Below are 16,838 nucleotides of genomic sequence, written 5' to 3'. Positions count from 1 at the left end.
TCGGCGAACGCTAGAGACGATAAAAGCGCGGAACTTTTCGACAGGACAGTCGAGGCTATCGGATTTGCGCTAAGACATTTCCGTATGGCGATACGGCATGACTTCACGACAATTCCTGTTTGTTTGCCCGGCGCCCCGCGCATGCAATCGAAGGCCGCGGGGCCGGCATGAATCGATAGTTAACGAAGCGGCGAATCTGGCTGCATCGCGCGAATCCTGCCGCGCCTGTCGGCGCTCTTTAAGGCGTGCTTGCGGAGAGCGCTACGCCGGTCGTGGCGACAGCGATGGAATGCGTCCCGGGCACACAGAAATGCAACAGGTCGCGACCTGGAGCCACCGTGCGTTACCCACCGACGGATTCTCCGTCGATTTTGTCATCAAGGAGTTTTTCAATGTACGAGCAGATCAAGAAGCCCATCGCCCTCGCCCTCGGCGCCACCCTGATCGGCGGCCTGAGCCTGTCGGCTTCCGCGTTTGCGATGACCGACCTGTCGCAGGGCTACCTGCTGGGCGCGCAATCGGCCCAATCCGTCGACAAGGCCGGCGCTAAGGCCGTGGCTGCGAAGAAGGTCGAGGGTAGCTGCGGCGGCGACAAGAAGCACGGCGAAGGCGGCTGTGGCGGTGCCAAGAGCGCCGGCAAGCCGATCGCAAAGAAGGCCGGCGAAGGCAAGTGCGGCGAGGGCAAGTGCGGCGGCGACAAGAAGGGGGCGGTCAAGTCCTCCGCCAAGCCGACGGCCAAGAAGGCCGGTGAAGGCAAGTGCGGCGAAGGCAAGTGCGGCGGCTCGGTCTGATCGCAGCGCGATGACGATGAGCCACTCGCGTCCCCTGAAATCGGATGCCGTCGGCCTCGGCCTGCGGCGGGCCCTGCTGGGCCCGCTGCAGTCCGCCGCGGACGGAGATTTCGATTTCCTCGAATGCGCACCGGAAAACTGGATCGGCGTCGGCGGCCGCTACGGCGAAGCCCTGCGCGAACTCAGCGCGCGCCATCCGCTGGTCTGCCACGGCCTGTCGCTGTCGCTGGGCGGCACCGAGCCGCTGGACGAGACCTTCCTCGCCCGGGCCCGCCGTTTTCTCGACGAACACCGCGTCGTCTGCTACAGCGAGCATCTGAGCTATTGCAGCGACGACGGCCACCTCTACGACCTGCTGCCGATTCCGTTCACCGAAGAAGCCGTGCGCCACGTCGCCTCGCGCGTCCGCCGCACCCAGGACCTGGTCGGGCGCCGGATCGCGATCGAGAACGCCTCCTACTACGCCGCACCGCACCAGGAGATGAGCGAGATCGAGTTCACCCTCGCCGTGCTCGCCGAAGCCGACTGCGATCTGCTGCTGGACGTCAACAACGTCTACGTCAACTCGATCAACCACCGCTACGATGCGCGCGCCTTCCTCGCCGCGATGCCGGCCGAACGCATCGCCTACCTGCACGTCGCCGGCCACTACGACGAAGCCGAGGACCTGAAGGTCGACACGCACGGCGCGCCGGTCAAGGACGCGGTGTGGTCGTTGCTCGGCGAGGCTTACCGCGTGTTCGGCCAACGCCCCACCCTGCTCGAACGCGACTTCAACTTCCCGCCCTACGAAGAACTGCTCGGCGAACTCGGCCAGGTGCGCCGCCTCCTCGCCGAGGCCGCGCCCGCCGCGGCCCGCCGCGCCCGCGGCTGAGTCCAGGCACCGCCCATGAACGACGCTCCTTCGCGCCTGCGCGCGCAACAATTCGAATTGACCCGCCACCTGCGCGACCTGCAGGCCAGTCCGGCCCCGGCCGGCCTGGAAGACCGCCGCCTGGGCATCTACCGCGACCTGTTCTTCAACAACATCGAAGGCCTGCTGGCGGGCAACTTCCCGGTCATCAGCCGGCTGCTCGGCGACGAACGCTGGCCGCGCCTGGTGCGCGACTTCTACCGCGACCATCGTTGCCGCACCCCGCTGTTTCCTGAGATCGCGCGCGAGTTCATGCGCTATCTGGAGCAGCGCGACGCCGTCGGCGACCCGCCGTTCCTGACCGAGCTGGCGCATTACGAATGGGTCGAACTGGCCCTGCAACTGAGCGAAGCGCAGCCCCTGCGCGACGACGCCGGCATCGCCGACGCGGACCTGCTGGAGCACGCACCGCAGTTGTCGCCGCTGGCCTGGCCCCTGGCCTACGCCTGGCCGGTGCACCGCATCGGCCCCGGCTTCGTCCCCGAGCACGCGCCGCAGACGCCCAGTCTGCTGTTGCTGCGCCGCGAGGCCGACGGCAAAGTCCGGTTCTCCGAGCTCAGCCCGCTGGCCTATCGCCTGGTCGAACGCATCGGCGAAGCGCCGCAGCTGACCGCGCGCGAACAACTCGCCGCCCTGGCCGCCGAAGCCGGCAGCGACGACCCGGCCGCGTTCCTCGAACTCGGCCACGGCCTGCTGCGGACGATGCGCGCCAATGCAGTGATCTACGTCGCTGCGGCGAATGCCTCGGCCTGATCGCTACATCTCGCCGGCGCGAATGCCGGTGCCTACGACTCAACTATTTGGAGCACATCATGTCGCTGTCTCTGCTGAATCCCTGCGTCGCCCTGCGCGACCGCCTGGACGGCGTCGGCACCTGGCTGGCGCCGGTGGGCTTGCGCCTGATCCTGGCCTGGGAGTTTTTCGAATCGGGGCGCGAGAAGCTCCATGGCGAGAACTGGTTCGGCGAGATCATGGCCCAGTTCCCGTTCCCGTTCGACCGCGTGCCGGCCACGCTGAGCTGGTCGCTGGCGACCTGGTTCGAACTGCTCGGCGCGATCGCGCTGTTGCTCGGCCTGGCCACCCGGTTCGCCGCCGCCTCGCTGTTCGTGCTGACCGTGGTCGCCACCGCCGCCGTGCACTGGCCGCAGGACTGGATGGGCCTGGCCCAGCTCGCCCAGGGCTATGCGATCAGCGACAGCGGCGGCGGCAACTACAAGCTGCCGCTGATCTTCCTGGTCATGCTGTGGCCGCTGATTCTCGGCGGCCCCGGGCGCCTGAGCCTGGACGCCTGGCTGGCGCGGCGCACGGCGCTGCCGGCGACCGCCGCGCAAGCCGATTTGTTCGGTTGGGGCCTGGTCCTGGCGCCGTTCGGCCTGCTCGTGGCGATGCTGCTGCCGGCGCCGGGCCTGGCCCTGGCCGGACTCGGCATTTTGGCTCTGGTCGGGGGCGCGCGCCGCCTTCGTGGTCATTCGCGCCGGTCCTGATTTCGTTCTTTCGTCGCCAGCGATCAGGTGGCCCATACGCTTACCCGCAAATCGACGAGATTCGGTCCGGCATGGAAAGAGGCCTGCGCTGAGTGCAGGCCTCTTGAGGCGTCGCGACGGAACGATCGCGGCGGACCCCATCCCCGCATCCCGAGCAGGCTTAGTGGGTCTGCGCTCCCCCACCTTGGTTGCCCGCGGTGCCGGTACCGGTCGCGCCGCTTCCCGTGCCACTCGATGGCGGCGCCGACGTGCCCGGTAGGGTGCCGGTGCGGGGCTGGCCAGCGCTGGCGCCGCGCTGGCTGGCCTGCCCTTGGCCCTGGCTGCCCTGCCCGGCCTGCGGGCCGCTGCCGGTTTCGTTGTGGCGGTCGCCGCCGTGGTCCGAACCTGTGCGTCCGCCTCCACGCACGCGGATGCGGTTGTCGACGTCCTTGACCCCGCTGCAGGCGTCGGCGATGTCTTCGGCGCGGTGTTTCATCCAGCGCTGGTCGACTTCGCCTTCGAGCACGATACGCCCGTTCTCGCAGCGCACTTCGATATCGCTGGCGTCGATCAGCTCGTCTTCGGTCAGGCGCTCGTTGAGGTCTTCGGTAATGCGCTCGTCGGAGCGGGTGTAACGGCTGGGGCCGCGGCCGCGTTGGCTGGCCACGCCCTGTTCGCGGTAGGCGCCGGGATTGGCGTCGAAACCGGAGCCGTAGGCCGAGGCCGAGAAGCCGCTGCGATCGGCATAACCCGACGAACGACCGTAGCCCTGACCGTAGCCGCGACCGCCGCGGTCGCTGTAGGAGCGGTCTTCGCCGCCGCCACGGGTTTGTTGCGGGCGGTGTTCGCTGTAGTCGTACAGGCCTTCGCGGCCGCCGCGGCCGGCGCTTTCGCCGCCGTAGCTGGGTCCGAAGCGCGAGTAGCCGCCGCGGCTGCCGCCGAAGCGCGAGCCGCGCGAGGTGCCGGGGGCATCGCCGCGGTCGTCTTCCCAGCCCACGCTCTGGCTGCGTTCGTCGAAGCCGCTGGCGCGCCAGCCGCTGTCGTAATAGGCGCGTTCGATATCGGGGCCATGGGCGCCGTACAGGCTGCGTTCGCCCGAGTGCGAGCGGCTGGAGCGGGCCTGATCCTGGCCGCGGTCGTCGCGCCAGCCGCGGCCGTAGTCTTCGCGGCCATCGTGCTGTCGTCCGTAGTCCTGGCGACCCGAGTCGTAGCCGCTGGCATGGCCGTATTCGCGTCCGCGCTCGGGCATGTAGCCGCCACCGCGCTCATGGCCGTGGCGGTCGGCGCCGCGGGTGCTCAGCTCGTCCCAATCGCGGCCGGACGAACCGGTGCTCGGGCCGGCGGCGTAGTCGTCGCCGTCATCGTAATCGCCGCGCGATCCGGCCTGCTGCGAGCGGGGCCGCTGCTGCTGCGCTTCGCGCCCGTAAGGATCGCGGCCACGCTCGCCACGATTGCGTTCGCCTTGATGTCTCATGTCGTCGCTCCTGTCGGTGAAGTTGTCGGTCATTTCGTTGAACCATTCGCGGCTCTTTTCCAGAGCCCGGGCACCTAGCCGCAATGCCTCTTCGGCCACGGCCTTCAGCTCGCCGGTCCCCAAGGGATCGTTCTCGCGCTGCTGCTTACGCACTGATGTGTCCTCCGCCGTTGATGTGGATGGTCTGCCCGGTGATGTACGAGGCCTCTTCGCTGGCCAGGAACACGTAGGCCGGTGCGATCTCGCACGGTTGGCCGGGACGCTTGAGCAAGGTGTCGGCGCCGAACTTGGCCACCTCCTCCTCGTCGAAGCTGGCCGGGATCAGCGGCGTCCACACCGGGCCCGGCGCCACCGCATTGACCCGCACGCCGCGACCGGCCACGGCCTGGGCCAGGGAAAAGGTCAGCGCGTGGATCGCGCCCTTGGTGGCGGCGTAGTCGATCAGTTGCTCGTGGCCGCGCACGCCGGTGACCGAGCCGGTGTTGAGGATGCTGGCGCCGCGCGGCATGTGCGGCAGCGCCGCGGTGGCCATGAAGAAGTAGGCGAAGATGTTGGTGCGGAAGGTCCTCTCGATCTGCGCCGGAGTCAGTTGCTCAGGCTCTTCGACCTTGTGCTGCTCGGCGGCGTTGTTGACCAGTACGTCGACGCGGCCGTAGGCCTCGACGGTGCGGCGGACGATCTCGCGGCAGTGCTCCGGGTCGCCGACGTCCCCGGCGATGCGCAGGCATTGTCGGCCTTCCTTGCGCACCAGCCGTTCGGTTTCTTCGGCGTCGCTTTCTTCGTTGAGATAGGCGATGGCGACATCGGCGCCCTCGCGGGCGAAATGCACCGCGACCGCGCGGCCGATGCCGCTGTCGCCGCCGGTGACGATCGCCACTTTGTCCTTCAATCGCTGCGAACCGAGGTAGCTGTCGCGGATGGTCTCGGGCTGCGGCAGCATCGGCTTCTGCTGGCCCGGCTGCTCGTCCTGCGACTGCGGCGGCTGGGGCTGGGTGGTGCTGGCTTCGTTCATGCTCGCGCTCCAGGGGTTGAACGACTGGGAGATGAGATTCCCGATGCGGTGGCGCGCGCGGCCACCGCAACGCGGGAAACAACTGGAACAGCCGCAAGTCGCGTGCCAAGAGCCCGCGAGCGCGCCAGCACGGCGCGAGCGAGGTCGATGAATGGCAGGCGCGCAGGAACTCCTGCGCAGCCCGGCAGAATCTGCGCGGCGCGGGAGCTGGCGCAACGACACCGGCGTTGCATCGCCGCGCCGCGCGCCGGCGCTGGCACGGAGCTTGCTGCGCCCTTCCACGACACCGAACGGAACTGCGCGATGAAACGTCAGATGAGCAAATCGTTAGCGCTGCCGCTCTGCCTGGGCCTGTGCCTGCTGCTCGTGGCCGGCGCCTGCGACCGGCGTCGCAGCCAACCGCCGCAAGAGTCCGACACCCGCGACAGCACGATCGCGCAACCGGGGGCGAACGCGACCGAGGCCGGGCGCGAAACCACCGCACCGGGCAGCGCCTGCACCGGCCTGTCCGGGCCGGCGCTGGAGGACTGCCAGGCGCCCGCGAGCGACACGGCGCGGGCAGCCCCCGCGGTGAGCGCGCCGGCCAAACCGGGGCCGGCCGAATCCCCCCCCCTCCCCCGACCGAGCCCCCGAACCATGAGCCAGTCCAAGCCCAATCCGCCCGCCGGCACGCCCGAAGCGCGTCCCGCCTCGCGCGACAAGCAGCTCGCCGACAGCTTCCCCGCCAGCGATCCGCCATCCACCAGCGCGCCGCAATCCGCCGAACCGGCGCGCAAGCTGCCGCATCTGCTCTTGTATCGCGTGGTCGCCGCCGAGCAGGTCGAGCACGCGTTCGACGATGGGCCCGGATTCGAAGGCGGCCGTTGGACCTCCCCCGGACGGCGCGCGATCTACGCCTCACTGTCGCCGGCCGGCGCGCTGCTCGAGTTCGTTGCCCACCTGGACGGCGATGCGCCGCGCGAATTGCGCATGGCGGTGGCCAGCGTGCCGGCCGACTGCGTGCACCCCTGCGGCGCCGTGCCCGAGGACTGGGATCAGCGGCCGTACCGCGAACACGTGCGCCGGGTCGGCGATTGCTGGCTCGACGCCGGCCCCTCGTTCGGCCTGTTCGTGCCCAGCGCACTGTCGCCGCGCGAACGCAACGTGCTGCTCAACCTCGGCCACGAGGACCGCGACAAGCTCGATGTGTTGTCGGCCGACGTGGTCGCGCTCGACGAGCGCCTGTGCCGGCGCTGACCCCGGCCCGCGCAGCGTCGAACACGCGGGCGCTCACGGCTCCGGTTCGCGCAAGGCCTCGGCCAGCCGGCCGAGGTCTTCGACCAGTTCGGCGTAGCGCCTTTGCCGGCCCGTTCCCGGGGTGCGCAACACCGAGGACGGGTGCCAGGTCGCCAACGCCCGGCAATGCGGTTCCAGTTCGAGCCATTGCCCGCGCTCGCGGCTGAGCCGGAAGCCGCTGCCGAACAGGGTCTGCGCCGCCATCGCACCGAGCGCGACCGCCAACCGCGGACGCACCCGCAGCCACTCGGCCGCGAGCCAGACCCGGCAGGCTTCCTGCTCGCGCGCACTGGCGCGCGTGTGCAGGCGGTCGGGGCCGCGCTGCTCGTACTTGAAATGCTTGACCGCGTTAGTCAGGTACAAGGCCGAGCGCGCCAGCCCGGCGTCGGCCAGCGCCTTGTCGAGCAGGCGTCCGGCCGGGCCGACGAAGGGCTCACCGCGCAGGTCCTCGCGGTCACCGGGCTGCTCGCCGATCAGCATCGCCCGCGCATCGGACGAGCCGCGGCCGAACACGGTCTGGGTCGCGCCGCGCCACAGCGGGCAACGACGGCAGTGCTCGGCCTCGTCGCGGAGATGGCGCAACGAGCCCTTGGGAATTTCGCCGACCGGCTTGGCGAACGGCACCGCCGTGGACAGGTGCGCGCGTCGGGCCGGAGCGCGCCTGGGACCGCCGTCGTCGGGTGCGTTCATCGCCGCCTCGGGTCAACGCCACACGTTGCTGTGCGCGGGAAAATCGGGCCGTTGCGGCGGCAGCACGCAAAACCGCTGCCCGGTCGGCGCCGCCATCACCCACCATTGCTTGACCTGGGCGATGCGCGCCGCGCCGAGTTGCTCCAGGCGCACGACTTCGGCCTCGACGTCGTCGGTCTCGATGTCCAGGTGCATGCGACTGGCGTGTTCGACCGCCTGCACCAGGACGCAGGGCTGGTTTTCATGGGTCAGCAACTGCCGGTACATCGCGTCGCCGCTGCTGTGCAGACGATGGATGCGGCAGCCCAGGGCCTGGGCCCAGAACTGCGCCGCCCAATCGGGGTCGGTGGTTTCGCAATCGATGACCAATTGCGCGAATCGGCTTCTGTGCATGATCGCCTCGCAGGTCGGCGCATACGCGATGCGCGGCCGTTCGGATGGAGGCCGCGAACCTGCGCGCCCATGGCTGCGAACGCCCGCAACCGCGCCGGCCACGGCCCTGCCCGCCTTCGCGCCGTTTATGCGTTCTGACCAACGATGGAACGGGCAACCGCTATAAAGCAAACCCTGTGCCAGCCCGCGCCGCATGGCGCTCGCTTGCGCGGACTTGCGCGAACGCACGGACAAAACGTGGCGGACTGCGCAGATCGTCGCAACCCAAGCGCCTCGTGGTGCGCAAAGGACGCGTTCGTGACGGCGGCGCGACCATCGTGAGATAGCGACATACGGCCTCCGGCGGCCGTTTGCGCCGGCATCGAAGAGGAGAAACGGCATGATCGGCATCCTCGTTTGGCTCGCGATAGGCGCCCTGGTCGGCTGGATCGGCAGCCGCGCCATGCGCAACGCAGCGCCGCCCCACACCGCGCAGCACATCGCGGTCGGAATCGCCGGCGCGATCGCCGGCGGCTGCGCCGCACGCTTGCTGGGCATCAGCCAACTCGATCGCGGCGATCTCAGTCTGGCCGGTTTGACGCTTAGCCTGCTTGGTGCGATCGTCTCGCTCGGCATTTACAGTCTGTTCCACAGCCCCAGCCGGGCCCGCTGAACACGCCTTGCGCACGGCCACGAAGCGGCCTGGGCGGTGTCGCAACCGCGCCGAGCCGCGCGCCGACTCGGCCCGCGCCGGTCGCCGCCCTGCCGAATCGCGGCGAAATTTGTTCGCGCAAGGAAAATACTTCCGGTCGCGGCGAATGCCTTGCGCGGATTCCGACGCGCGGGCCGGACCGTATCCGGCGGGAGGCGCCGGCCTTGCCGAATGAGCCGTCGCCCAAACCGCGCGGTGGTGCGGCATCGGCCGGTTTCCGCGTCGGCTCGGCGGGAAAACGTCCGCGCGGGCCCGCTGGCGGCGAAGGCCGGGCTTGGCCGAATCGCGCCTGACCGGCGGACGACGGCCACGTCCGCGGACGCGCCGCTGGCATGCGCCTTGCTTCGATGGAGAGTGACAGCCCGCAACGACAGCACCGATCGACAGCCGCCGCCAGCGACACACCCGCCGCCCATGCGCCGCCGAGGAGGACGCCATGAACGACGCGCTCGAACTTGCCCTGGATCAGCTGGACCGGATCGTCGCCGGCTGGACCGAATCGCCGCCCGATTCGCAGACCCTGGAACGCGAATTCGGCCTCGCCATCGAGGCCGTGCTCGCTCACGCCGATCGCGACGAATACGACTATGTCGGTGCGCGCATCCGCTTCATGCTCGACAGTCGCCTCGGGCCGCCCGTCCCACGCCCGTCCTTGCATTGAACCGCCGGGCGAGCGCGCCAAGCAGACCGCCCGGAGCACTCGCCTCGAACTCAGCCGGAGAGTCCGCCATGCACGATGATCCGCAACGACGCAGCGATGAGGACCGCCATCGCATCGGCTCGGAACCGCGACACGACCCGCGCTATAGGATCGTGCGCTGGGCGGTCGGCGAATGCCGCCCGCGCGAAATCGCAGCCGTAGCAGCGGTCGGCTATGCGGCCGAGACGGTCGAACGTCGTCGGCGCGGCGGCTGAGCCATGGCCCCGGCCCTGCTCGACCGGCTCGACCGCGGGGATAGTCCGGCTCTGCGCACAGCGCGCATCCTGGCCTTCGTCGCCAAATACCGCCACATCGGCGCGTTCTCGGAATTCGACGTCGCCGCCGGGCGCGGCCTGTCGGAACACGCGCAAGCGCAGGCCTCCGGCGAACGCCGCGACGGCGAGGCCTTCGTCCACGACCTGGAGTCGCTGGGGCCGGCCTTCATCAAGCTCGGCCAGGCGCTCTCGACCCGCCCCGACCTGTTGCCGGAGGACCTGCACCGCGCACTGGAACGGATGCAGGACCGGGTGACCGAACAGATCCCGTTCCCACAGGTTCGCGAGCTCGTCGAAGAGCGCTTGCGGGTGCGTCTGACCAAGGCATTCATGCGCTTCGACCCGGAACCGATCGGCCGCGCCTCGCTGGCGCAGGTGCATCGCGCGACCTTGCGCGACGGCCGCGAAGTCGCGGTCAAGTTGCAGCGGCCCGGCATCGAGGCGGTGATCGGAACCGATCTGGATATCCTCGCCCGCCTCGCCTACACCGCCGACCGGGTCACCGCGACCGGGCGGCGCATGCATTTCGCCGACTGGCTCGACGAGTTCCGCCGCGCGCTCTACACCGAATTGGACTACTGCGCCGAAGCGCGCAACCTCGAGCGTTTCGCTTCGCACCTGGCCCGCTATCCGGATCTGTACGTGCCGCAGCCGGTGTGGAGTCTGTGCGGGCCGCGCATCATCACCATGGAACTGGTGCGTGGGCGCAAGGTGATCGACCTGTCCGGGCTGCTGCGCACCGAGCACGAGTACGCACCGCTGGCGGTAGCGCTGTTGCGCGGGTACCTGGATCAGGTGTTCCTGCACGGCGAGATCCACGCCGATCCGCATCCGGGCAACATTCTGCTGGCCGAGGACGGGCGCCTGGCGGTGCTCGACCTGGGCATGATCGTGCACGTACCGCCGCAACGCCGCGACCGCCTGCTGAAGCTGATGCTGGCCGCGGTCGACGGTCGCGGCGAGGACGCGGCGGCCGAGACCATCGCCATCGGTACGCGCCTGGAATCCTTCGACGAAGTCCGCTACCGGCGCGAGATCGGCCATCTGGTCGGCCGTTATGCGGCGCAGCAGTCCAGCGCCGAACTCGCCGAAGGCACCTTGTTCATCGAAGTGGTGCGGGTCGCGGTGGCCTGCGGCCTGCGGCCGCCGCCGGAACTGGGCCTGCTCGGCCGCACCCTGCTCAACCTGCAGGCGGTAGCGCATGCGCTGGCGCCCGACCTCGACATCCAGGAGGTGGTCCGCCCGCACCTGGAGTTCGTCATGCTCGGCCGCCTGCGCCATTCGCTGTCGGCGCCGGGGCTGGCGACCGAGGCACTGGAGCTGCAGGGCCTGGTGCGCGACGCGCCGCGCAAGCTGTCCGCGCTGCTGTCGCTATTGGCCGAAAACCGCATGCAAGTGTCGGTGGCGGGGCTGGAGGAGTCGCGGCTGATGGAAAGCCTGCAGAAGATCGCCAACCGGATCAGCACCGGGGCGATCGCCGCCGCGCTGATCATCGCCTCGGCGGTGATGATGCGCATCGACACGCCGCACCGCTTGCTCGGCTATCCGGCGTTGGCGCTGGTGCTGTTCCTGTTCGCCTGCGTGCTCGGCGTCGGCCTGGTGGTCAGCGCCCTGCTCAGCGACCGCAAGGCGCCGTCGCGCAAGCACAACACGCCGCCGTGACCGTGATGCTCCGCTCCGCTCCGCCGACCGGCCGGTCGGCCGGCGATCGTTCCGTCGCGAAGGCATCCTCGCACGGGCTCCGCACCGCATCGGCCGTTTCGTGAGCCGCCAGCCATCGTCAACGCCACAGGAGCCGAACGTGCCCCCGATCGATCCGCAAACCGCACTCGAAACCGCGCTGCGCGAGACGCTGGAACTGCAACACAAATGCCTGGGCCTGTACGAACAGATCGAAGGTCTCAGGGGCGAATGCCTGGCCTATCAGCTGATGGCCGAGTCCCTGCTGGAAACCGCCGCGCAAGGCGCCGCCGCGCGTTCGGTGGCGACGCTGCAGGTGCTCGAAGCAGGCCATCTGGCGACCAGTGGCACGCTGTACCGGCGCGGCTTCGCCCGCGTCCGCGCCTCGTTCCAGAGCCGCCTGCCCCGCCCGGTCGCGATGCAGGGCAGCGGAGCCTGAGCCCTTGCAGTCGCAGGGCAGCGGGCCGGCGCCGGGTCGAATGCTGACGCACACGGACGAAAGCGGCGCGGCCGACGCCCAGTGACGCGGCCGATGGTCGCCCGGCGCGAGGCAGCGGCCGGCTTCAGGTCGAGCGCTGCGCGCACTGCGGCGGCGGTGGCGGCTTACGCCGCTCCTACAGCGGCAAGTCGCAGGCCCCATGGGGCCGCCGGAGGCGGTCACGGCCGGCCGAGATTGCGCAGCACTTCGTCCAGGCTGGCCGCGGCAGCGGCCGCCGCGCCGCTGGGACGACGGCTCAGGCGCTGCTGCACCTCGCGCCGCACTTCCGCGGGCAGCGGTTCGAATTCCTCGACCTGGCCCGCCAGCAAGGCGGCGACTGCGACGCCGTCGCGGAAGGCGATGCGCGCTCCGGGAATGCGCGCCACCTTGGCCCCGGCCAGGACGCTGCCGGTCAGGTTGAGCGGATCGGCCGCGGACACGCAGACGATTTCGCCGTCGTGCTCGCGCTGGCGTACTTTGCGCAGCGCCGCAACGGCATCGGGCAAGGCGAACTGTTCGCCGCTCATGCCGGCGACGAAACGCCCGCCACGAATCTCGCCGCGCGCTTCCAGGCGCCGATACACGCGCAGCAGATCGCGCCATGGCGGCAGCCAGCCGGCCTCGCGCTGGATCAGGCGCCAGAACACCACGCCATAGCGCTCCAGCAGCCGCCAGGCGATGTGCTCGACCGCTTCGGCGCGGCGCGCGGCGGCTTGCGCCGGCCCGCCTTCGTCGGTGCCCCCGTCGAAGGCATCGTGCTGCGGCCGGGCCAGGGACCAGCGCCCGGCATCCTGCAAATCCGTCAGCAGCGCCCGCCGGCGCCGGCTGCCGTGGGTCGAGGCGCGCTTGGACGCAGGTACCAGCAGGCCGCGCAGGCCGGCGAAGCTGTCGCAGGTGATGCGGCCGCGCACCACCAGTTCGCCCAGCGCTTCTTCCAGTTCGGTGCGCAACAGGTGCGCGGCGCGCTCGAGTTCGTCGAAGAACGAAGCGCCGCGCGCCTGCAGTACCTCGAGCACGCGCTGCGCGCGCGAGGACACCGGCGCCGGGTCGCTGCCCGCCTCGGCGCTGAGCCGCCAATCGCCGAGTGCGCGCCGCGGCAGCAGCACGATCGGGGTCTGGCGCACGCTGGGCACGCCCTGCGGCGCGCTGTCGGCACCGGCGGCCTGCGGGCGCAGCCGGGCCCAGGTGATGCGGCCGGCCGCGCACAGCTCGTCGAGCCAGTTGGAATCGTAGTCGGCCACGCGCGCCGGCAGCAGTTCGCTTTCCCACACCGAGGCCGGCGCTTCGAAACCCTCCAACTGCTCCAGCACCGCGCGCAAGGCCTGCGGCCCGTGCATGCGCTCGGCTCGGCTCAGATGCTGCCAGTCGAACGCGAAGCGGGCGAAATCGCGCGGCTCGACCGGCTCGATCTCGCGCCGCAGGCGGCCGACCGTGTAGCGGTGGATGCGCGCCAGCAGATGCCGCTCGCACCATTCCTCTTCGCCGCCGAGCAGGCTGTCGCGGCCGAACCGGCCGCGCATCGCATACCCTTCGCTTTCCAGCCGCACCAGGGCCAGATCGATCTCGCCGCGCGGGCGCCGCGCATCGGCGGCCAGCGCGGTCGCGGTGGTCGGGCCCAGCGCGGTCAGGCGCGCGCGCAACAGTTCGGTCAATGCGTCTTCGCTGCTCCAGGCCACGGCCAGGAATTCGGCCGGCACTGTCACCGCGGTGTCCATCGCTGCCTGCGGGAATACCGCCTGCGCCTGCGGCAGACACTCGGTCGCCACCCACCAACCGGGCGCATCGTCCGCACCCGGCAAACGCAAGGCCGTGGCGCGGCCATCGCCCGCCAACGTCGCCAGCCGATCGTTCCAGGCATGCGCCTGGGCCTCCTCGGCGGTAACGAAGCCCAGGCCCATCAGCGCCTCGTGCATCTCGTCGGCATCGCGCACTTCCGGCCAGGCCTCTTCGCGCACCGCCTCGATCGCCTGCGGATCGAGCCGGCCGAGATCGCCGGCGCCCTCGGCCTCGGCATAACGCCGCGCCATCACCGCCTGGGTGCGGCGCTCTTCCAGCGGCGCGTCGTCGAGGAAGGCGTAGGGACGCGCATTGATCGCCTCGGCGGCGATCGGCGACGGCGCGGCCACGTCGCGGCCGATCACCCGCACCTGCCCCGCTTCCAGCCGCTGCAGCAGGCGCAGCCAGCCGGCGCTGTCCATCGCCTCGTACAGGCAGTCGTGCAGGGTCTGCGCGACCAGCGGATGGTCGGGCACCTCGCGCTCGCCGGCCAGGTTCTCGGCGCAGGCGACCTGATCGGGGAACACCGTCGCCAGCAGGTCTTCGCTCTTCATGCGTTGCAGCTGCGGCGCGACCTTGCGCCCGCCGACGAAGCGCGGCAGCGCCAGCGCGGTGGTCGCGTTCCAGCGCCAGCGCACCGGGAACAGCGGCGCGTCCAGCAGGGCCTGGGTCAGCACGTCGAGCGCGCTGGCCGAATGCAGGTAGCGCGCGACCTCTTCCAGCGCAAAGCTGTGGCTGGTCGACAGCGACAGCACGATCGCGTCCTCGGTCGCCGCCGCCTGCAGTTCGAAATTGAACTTGCGGCAGAAGCGCTTGCGCAGCGCCAGGCCCCAGGCGCGGTTGATCCGGCTGCCGTAGGGCGAATGGATCACCAACTGGGTGCCGCCGGATTCGTCGAAGAAGCGCTCGAACACCAGCGTCTCCTGGCTCGGCACCACGCCAAGCGCGGCGCGGGTGCGGCCCAGGTAATCGACCAGCTGCAGGGCGCTCTCGCCGTCGCAGGCGTAGCGCTGCTGCAGCAAGCGCGCGGCGGCCGCGGCGTCGGCGCTTTCGCCGAGCGCGGCATCGACGCCGGCGCGCAGGCGCGACACTGAGTGCGAGAGTTCGTCGCTGCGTCCCGGCGCTTCGCCGAGCCAGAACGGGATGTTCGGCGGTTGGCCGTGCGCGTCCTCGACCCGCACCCGCCCGGGCTCGACGCGCAGGATCTTGTAACTGGCGTTGCCGAGCTGAAACACGTCGCCGGCCAGGCTCTCGATAGCGAAGTCTTCGTTGACCGTGCCGATGCTGTGCGCCTCCGGCTCCAGCAGCACCGCGTAGTCGCCGGTGTCGGGAATGGTGCCGCCGGACATCACCGCGGTCATGCGGCTGCCGCGGCGCGCGCGCAGGCGGCCGTGCACGGCGTCGCGGTGGAGGTAGGACGAACGCGGGCCGCGCCGGGTGCTGAAGCCGTCGGCCAGCATGCGCACGATCGCGTCGAAGTCGGCGCGGCTCAGCCCGGCATAGGGCCAAGCGCCGCGCAGGCACTGGTACAGCGCGTCCTCGCGCCATTCCTGCGCCGCGACTTCGGCCACGATCTGCTGCGCCAGCACGTCCAGCGGCGCGCGCGGAATCTGCAGCGCATCCAGCTCGCCGCGCCGCACGCTGTCGAGCAGGGCCACGCATTCGACCAGATCCTCGCGCGACTGCGGGAACAGGCGCCCCTTGGGCACGCCGCCGACGTGATGGCCGGCGCGGCCGACCCGCTGCAGGAATGCGGCGATCGAACGCGGCGAGCCGAGCTGGCAGACCAGATCGACGTCGCCGATGTCGATGCCCAGTTCCAGCGACGCGGTCGCGACCAGCACGCGCAGTTCGCCGCGCTTGAGCCGCTGCTCGGCATCCAGGCGCAGCTCGCGGGCGAGGCTGCCGTGGTGGGCGGCGACCGCTTCCTTGCCCAGGCGCTCGCCGAGGTGGCGCGCAGCGCGCTCGGCCATGCGCCGGGTGTTGACGAACACCAGCGTAGTGCGATGCTCGCGCGCCAGCGCGGCCAAGCGCTCGTAGACCTCGTCCCATTGCTCGTGCGACATCACCGCGCTCAGCGGCGAGCCCGGCAGCGCCAGCGCCAGATCGCGCCGCTTGGCGTAGCCGATGTCGATCACCCGGCAGTCCGGCACGCCGTCGGCGCCGACGCGCTGGCTTCCGACCAGGAAGCGCGCGACTTCGTCGATGGGTTTCTGCGTCGCCGACAGGCCGATCCGCTGCGGCCGCGCGCCGCACAGCGCGCCCAGGCGCTCCAGGCTCAGGCTCAGATGGCTGCCGCGCTTGTCGTCGGCGACGGCGTGGATTTCGTCGACGATCACCGTGCGCACCGCGCCGAGCATGGCCCGGCCGGACTCGGAACCGAGCAGTACGTACAGCGATTCGGGGGTGGTGACCAGAATGTGCGGCGGCTTGCGCCGCATCGACTGGCGCTCGCCGGCCGAGGTGTCGCCGGTGCGCACCGCAGTGCGGATGCCGGGGTCGCCCAGGCCCATCGCCTGCAGCGCCGCGCCGATCCCGGCCAGCGGCGCCTCCAGATTGAGGTGGATGTCGTTGGACAGCGCCTTCAGCGGCGAGACGTAGACCACCGCGACCTCGTCGCGCAGCCCCTGCTCCAGGCCTTCGCGGACCAGGGCATCGATCGCGGCCAGGAACGCGGTCAGGGTCTTGCCCGAACCGGTCGGCGCCGCGACCAGGGTGTCGCCGCCGGTGCGGATCGCCGGCCAGGCCAGGGCCTGGGCGCCGGTCGGCGCCGCGAAGGCCGCGCGGAACCAGGCCGCGACTGCGGGATGGAAGGCGTCGAGCACGGCGGCGTCGATGGCCGCGGCGGCAGGGGCTGCGCTGTCGGGAATATCGCTGTCGGAAACCATGCGTTCGCCGCGTCGCCGCGGCCCGGTGAGGACGGAGCGGGCCGAGGACGGCCCACGGGAGCAAACTGGCTGGAGCGGACTGCTAGTAGCGGCTGCGTGCGGCGAACTTGCGGGACCGAGCGGCCGGATCCGGTTGCGCGGTCGAACTCCACGACCGGATCGGCTGCAGCGTAGCGCCGCCCTTCCGGCGGAGCGGCGGGTCGGCTGAGGAAGCATCCCCGCCCCGCTCAACATTGGGCCGATTCTGCGCCGCAAAACCGCCGCCGCTGCCAGCCGGCCGACACCGCTGAACGGTTCAGCGCCGGCCCTGGTGAATCCGGCTTGACCTTCCCATCATGG

At 70.6% G+C, this 16,838-nt stretch carries 15 protein-coding genes; 10 read left to right on the top strand and 5 right to left on the bottom strand.

Annotated features, from left to right (window positions below; genetic code table 11):
* Positions 1-392: 392 nt before the first annotated feature.
* Genes V2J18_RS11180 through V2J18_RS11165 form a run of 4 tightly spaced genes read left to right on the top strand, consistent with a single transcriptional unit; the run spans position 393 to position 3,188 of the window.
* A complete protein-coding gene (locus V2J18_RS11180; protein WP_336131810.1) occupies positions 393-791 on the top strand; it encodes an HvfA family oxazolone/thioamide-modified RiPP metallophore in 399 nt (132 codons plus the stop codon).
* A gap of 16 nt (positions 792-807) precedes the next feature.
* Positions 808-1,665 carry an HvfB family MNIO-type RiPP peptide maturase gene (locus tag V2J18_RS11175; protein WP_336131809.1) on the top strand — a complete coding sequence of 286 codons (858 nt, stop codon included), beginning with the start codon at positions 808-810 and terminating at the stop codon, positions 1,663-1,665.
* A gap of 15 nt (positions 1,666-1,680) precedes the next feature.
* Positions 1,681-2,457 (top strand): HvfC family RiPP maturation protein, encoded by a 777-nt coding sequence (locus V2J18_RS11170; protein WP_336131808.1) that lies wholly within the window; start codon positions 1,681-1,683, stop codon positions 2,455-2,457.
* Between the two features lie 59 nt (positions 2,458-2,516).
* The gene (locus V2J18_RS11165) at positions 2,517-3,188 is read left to right on the top strand and encodes an HvfX family Cu-binding RiPP maturation protein (protein ID WP_336131807.1); all 672 of its coding nucleotides are present in this window, start codon (positions 2,517-2,519) and stop codon (positions 3,186-3,188) included.
* Positions 3,189-3,348: 160 nt separating this feature from the next.
* On the opposite strand, the gene V2J18_RS11160 is transcribed toward V2J18_RS11165, so the two are convergent.
* Together V2J18_RS11160 and V2J18_RS11155 are read right to left on the bottom strand one after the other, a co-directional pair.
* Positions 3,349-4,794 (bottom strand): BON domain-containing protein, encoded by a 1,446-nt coding sequence (locus tag V2J18_RS11160; protein WP_336131806.1) that lies wholly within the window; start codon positions 4,792-4,794, stop codon positions 3,349-3,351.
* Entirely contained in the window at positions 4,787-5,653 is an 867-nt protein-coding gene (locus V2J18_RS11155; protein WP_336131805.1) for an SDR family oxidoreductase, read from the bottom strand. Before V2J18_RS11155 ends, V2J18_RS11160 begins: the two co-directional genes overlap by 8 nt.
* 315 nt (positions 5,654-5,968) lie before the next feature.
* Between V2J18_RS11155 and V2J18_RS11150 the strand changes: the two genes are divergently transcribed.
* Complete coding sequence (locus V2J18_RS11150) at positions 5,969-6,889, top strand: RES family NAD+ phosphorylase (RefSeq protein ID WP_336131804.1); 921 nt, start codon at positions 5,969-5,971, stop codon at positions 6,887-6,889.
* 33 nt (positions 6,890-6,922) lie between these two features.
* Here V2J18_RS11150 and V2J18_RS11145 read toward each other — a convergent pair whose 3' ends face one another.
* Both V2J18_RS11145 and V2J18_RS11140 read right to left on the bottom strand, forming a co-directional pair.
* A complete protein-coding gene (locus V2J18_RS11145; protein WP_079248302.1) occupies positions 6,923-7,618 on the bottom strand; it encodes a UdgX family uracil-DNA binding protein in 696 nt (231 codons plus the stop codon).
* A 12-nt stretch (positions 7,619-7,630) separates the two neighbouring features.
* Entirely contained in the window at positions 7,631-8,011 is a 381-nt protein-coding gene (locus V2J18_RS11140) for a VOC family protein (protein WP_064749410.1), read from the bottom strand.
* A gap of 379 nt (positions 8,012-8,390) precedes the next feature.
* On the opposite strand from V2J18_RS11140, the gene V2J18_RS11135 reads away from it, so the two are divergent.
* From V2J18_RS11135 to V2J18_RS11115, 5 genes are all read left to right on the top strand, one after another.
* Positions 8,391-8,663: a GlsB/YeaQ/YmgE family stress response membrane protein gene (locus V2J18_RS11135; protein ID WP_064749409.1), complete on the top strand. Its 273-nt coding sequence runs from the start codon at positions 8,391-8,393 to the stop codon at positions 8,661-8,663.
* A gap of 475 nt (positions 8,664-9,138) precedes the next feature.
* Entirely contained in the window at positions 9,139-9,363 is a 225-nt protein-coding gene (locus V2J18_RS11130) for a hypothetical protein (RefSeq protein ID WP_064749408.1), read from the top strand.
* Positions 9,364-9,431: 68 nt separating this feature from the next.
* Entirely contained in the window at positions 9,432-9,617 is a 186-nt protein-coding gene (locus tag V2J18_RS11125) for a hypothetical protein (protein ID WP_064749407.1), read from the top strand.
* A gap of 3 nt (positions 9,618-9,620) precedes the next feature.
* A complete protein-coding gene (locus V2J18_RS11120; RefSeq protein WP_336131803.1) occupies positions 9,621-11,339 on the top strand; it encodes an ABC1 kinase family protein in 1,719 nt (572 codons plus the stop codon).
* A gap of 139 nt (positions 11,340-11,478) precedes the next feature.
* The gene (locus V2J18_RS11115; protein ID WP_064749405.1) at positions 11,479-11,796 is read left to right on the top strand and encodes a hypothetical protein; all 318 of its coding nucleotides are present in this window, start codon (positions 11,479-11,481) and stop codon (positions 11,794-11,796) included.
* 218 nt (positions 11,797-12,014) lie between these two features.
* Here V2J18_RS11115 and V2J18_RS11110 read toward each other — a convergent pair whose 3' ends face one another.
* Positions 12,015-16,499: a DEAD/DEAH box helicase gene (locus V2J18_RS11110; RefSeq protein ID WP_336131802.1), complete on the bottom strand. Its 4,485-nt coding sequence runs from the start codon at positions 16,497-16,499 to the stop codon at positions 12,015-12,017.
* Positions 16,500-16,838: the final 339 nt, after the last annotated feature.

The organism is Lysobacter firmicutimachus (assembly GCF_037027445.1).
In the GTDB taxonomy this organism is placed as follows: Bacteria; Pseudomonadota; Gammaproteobacteria; order Xanthomonadales; family Xanthomonadaceae; genus Lysobacter; species Lysobacter firmicutimachus.
The sequence above is the reverse complement of the archived record's forward strand: the minus strand, read 5'-3'. Positions and strand labels throughout refer to the sequence as shown.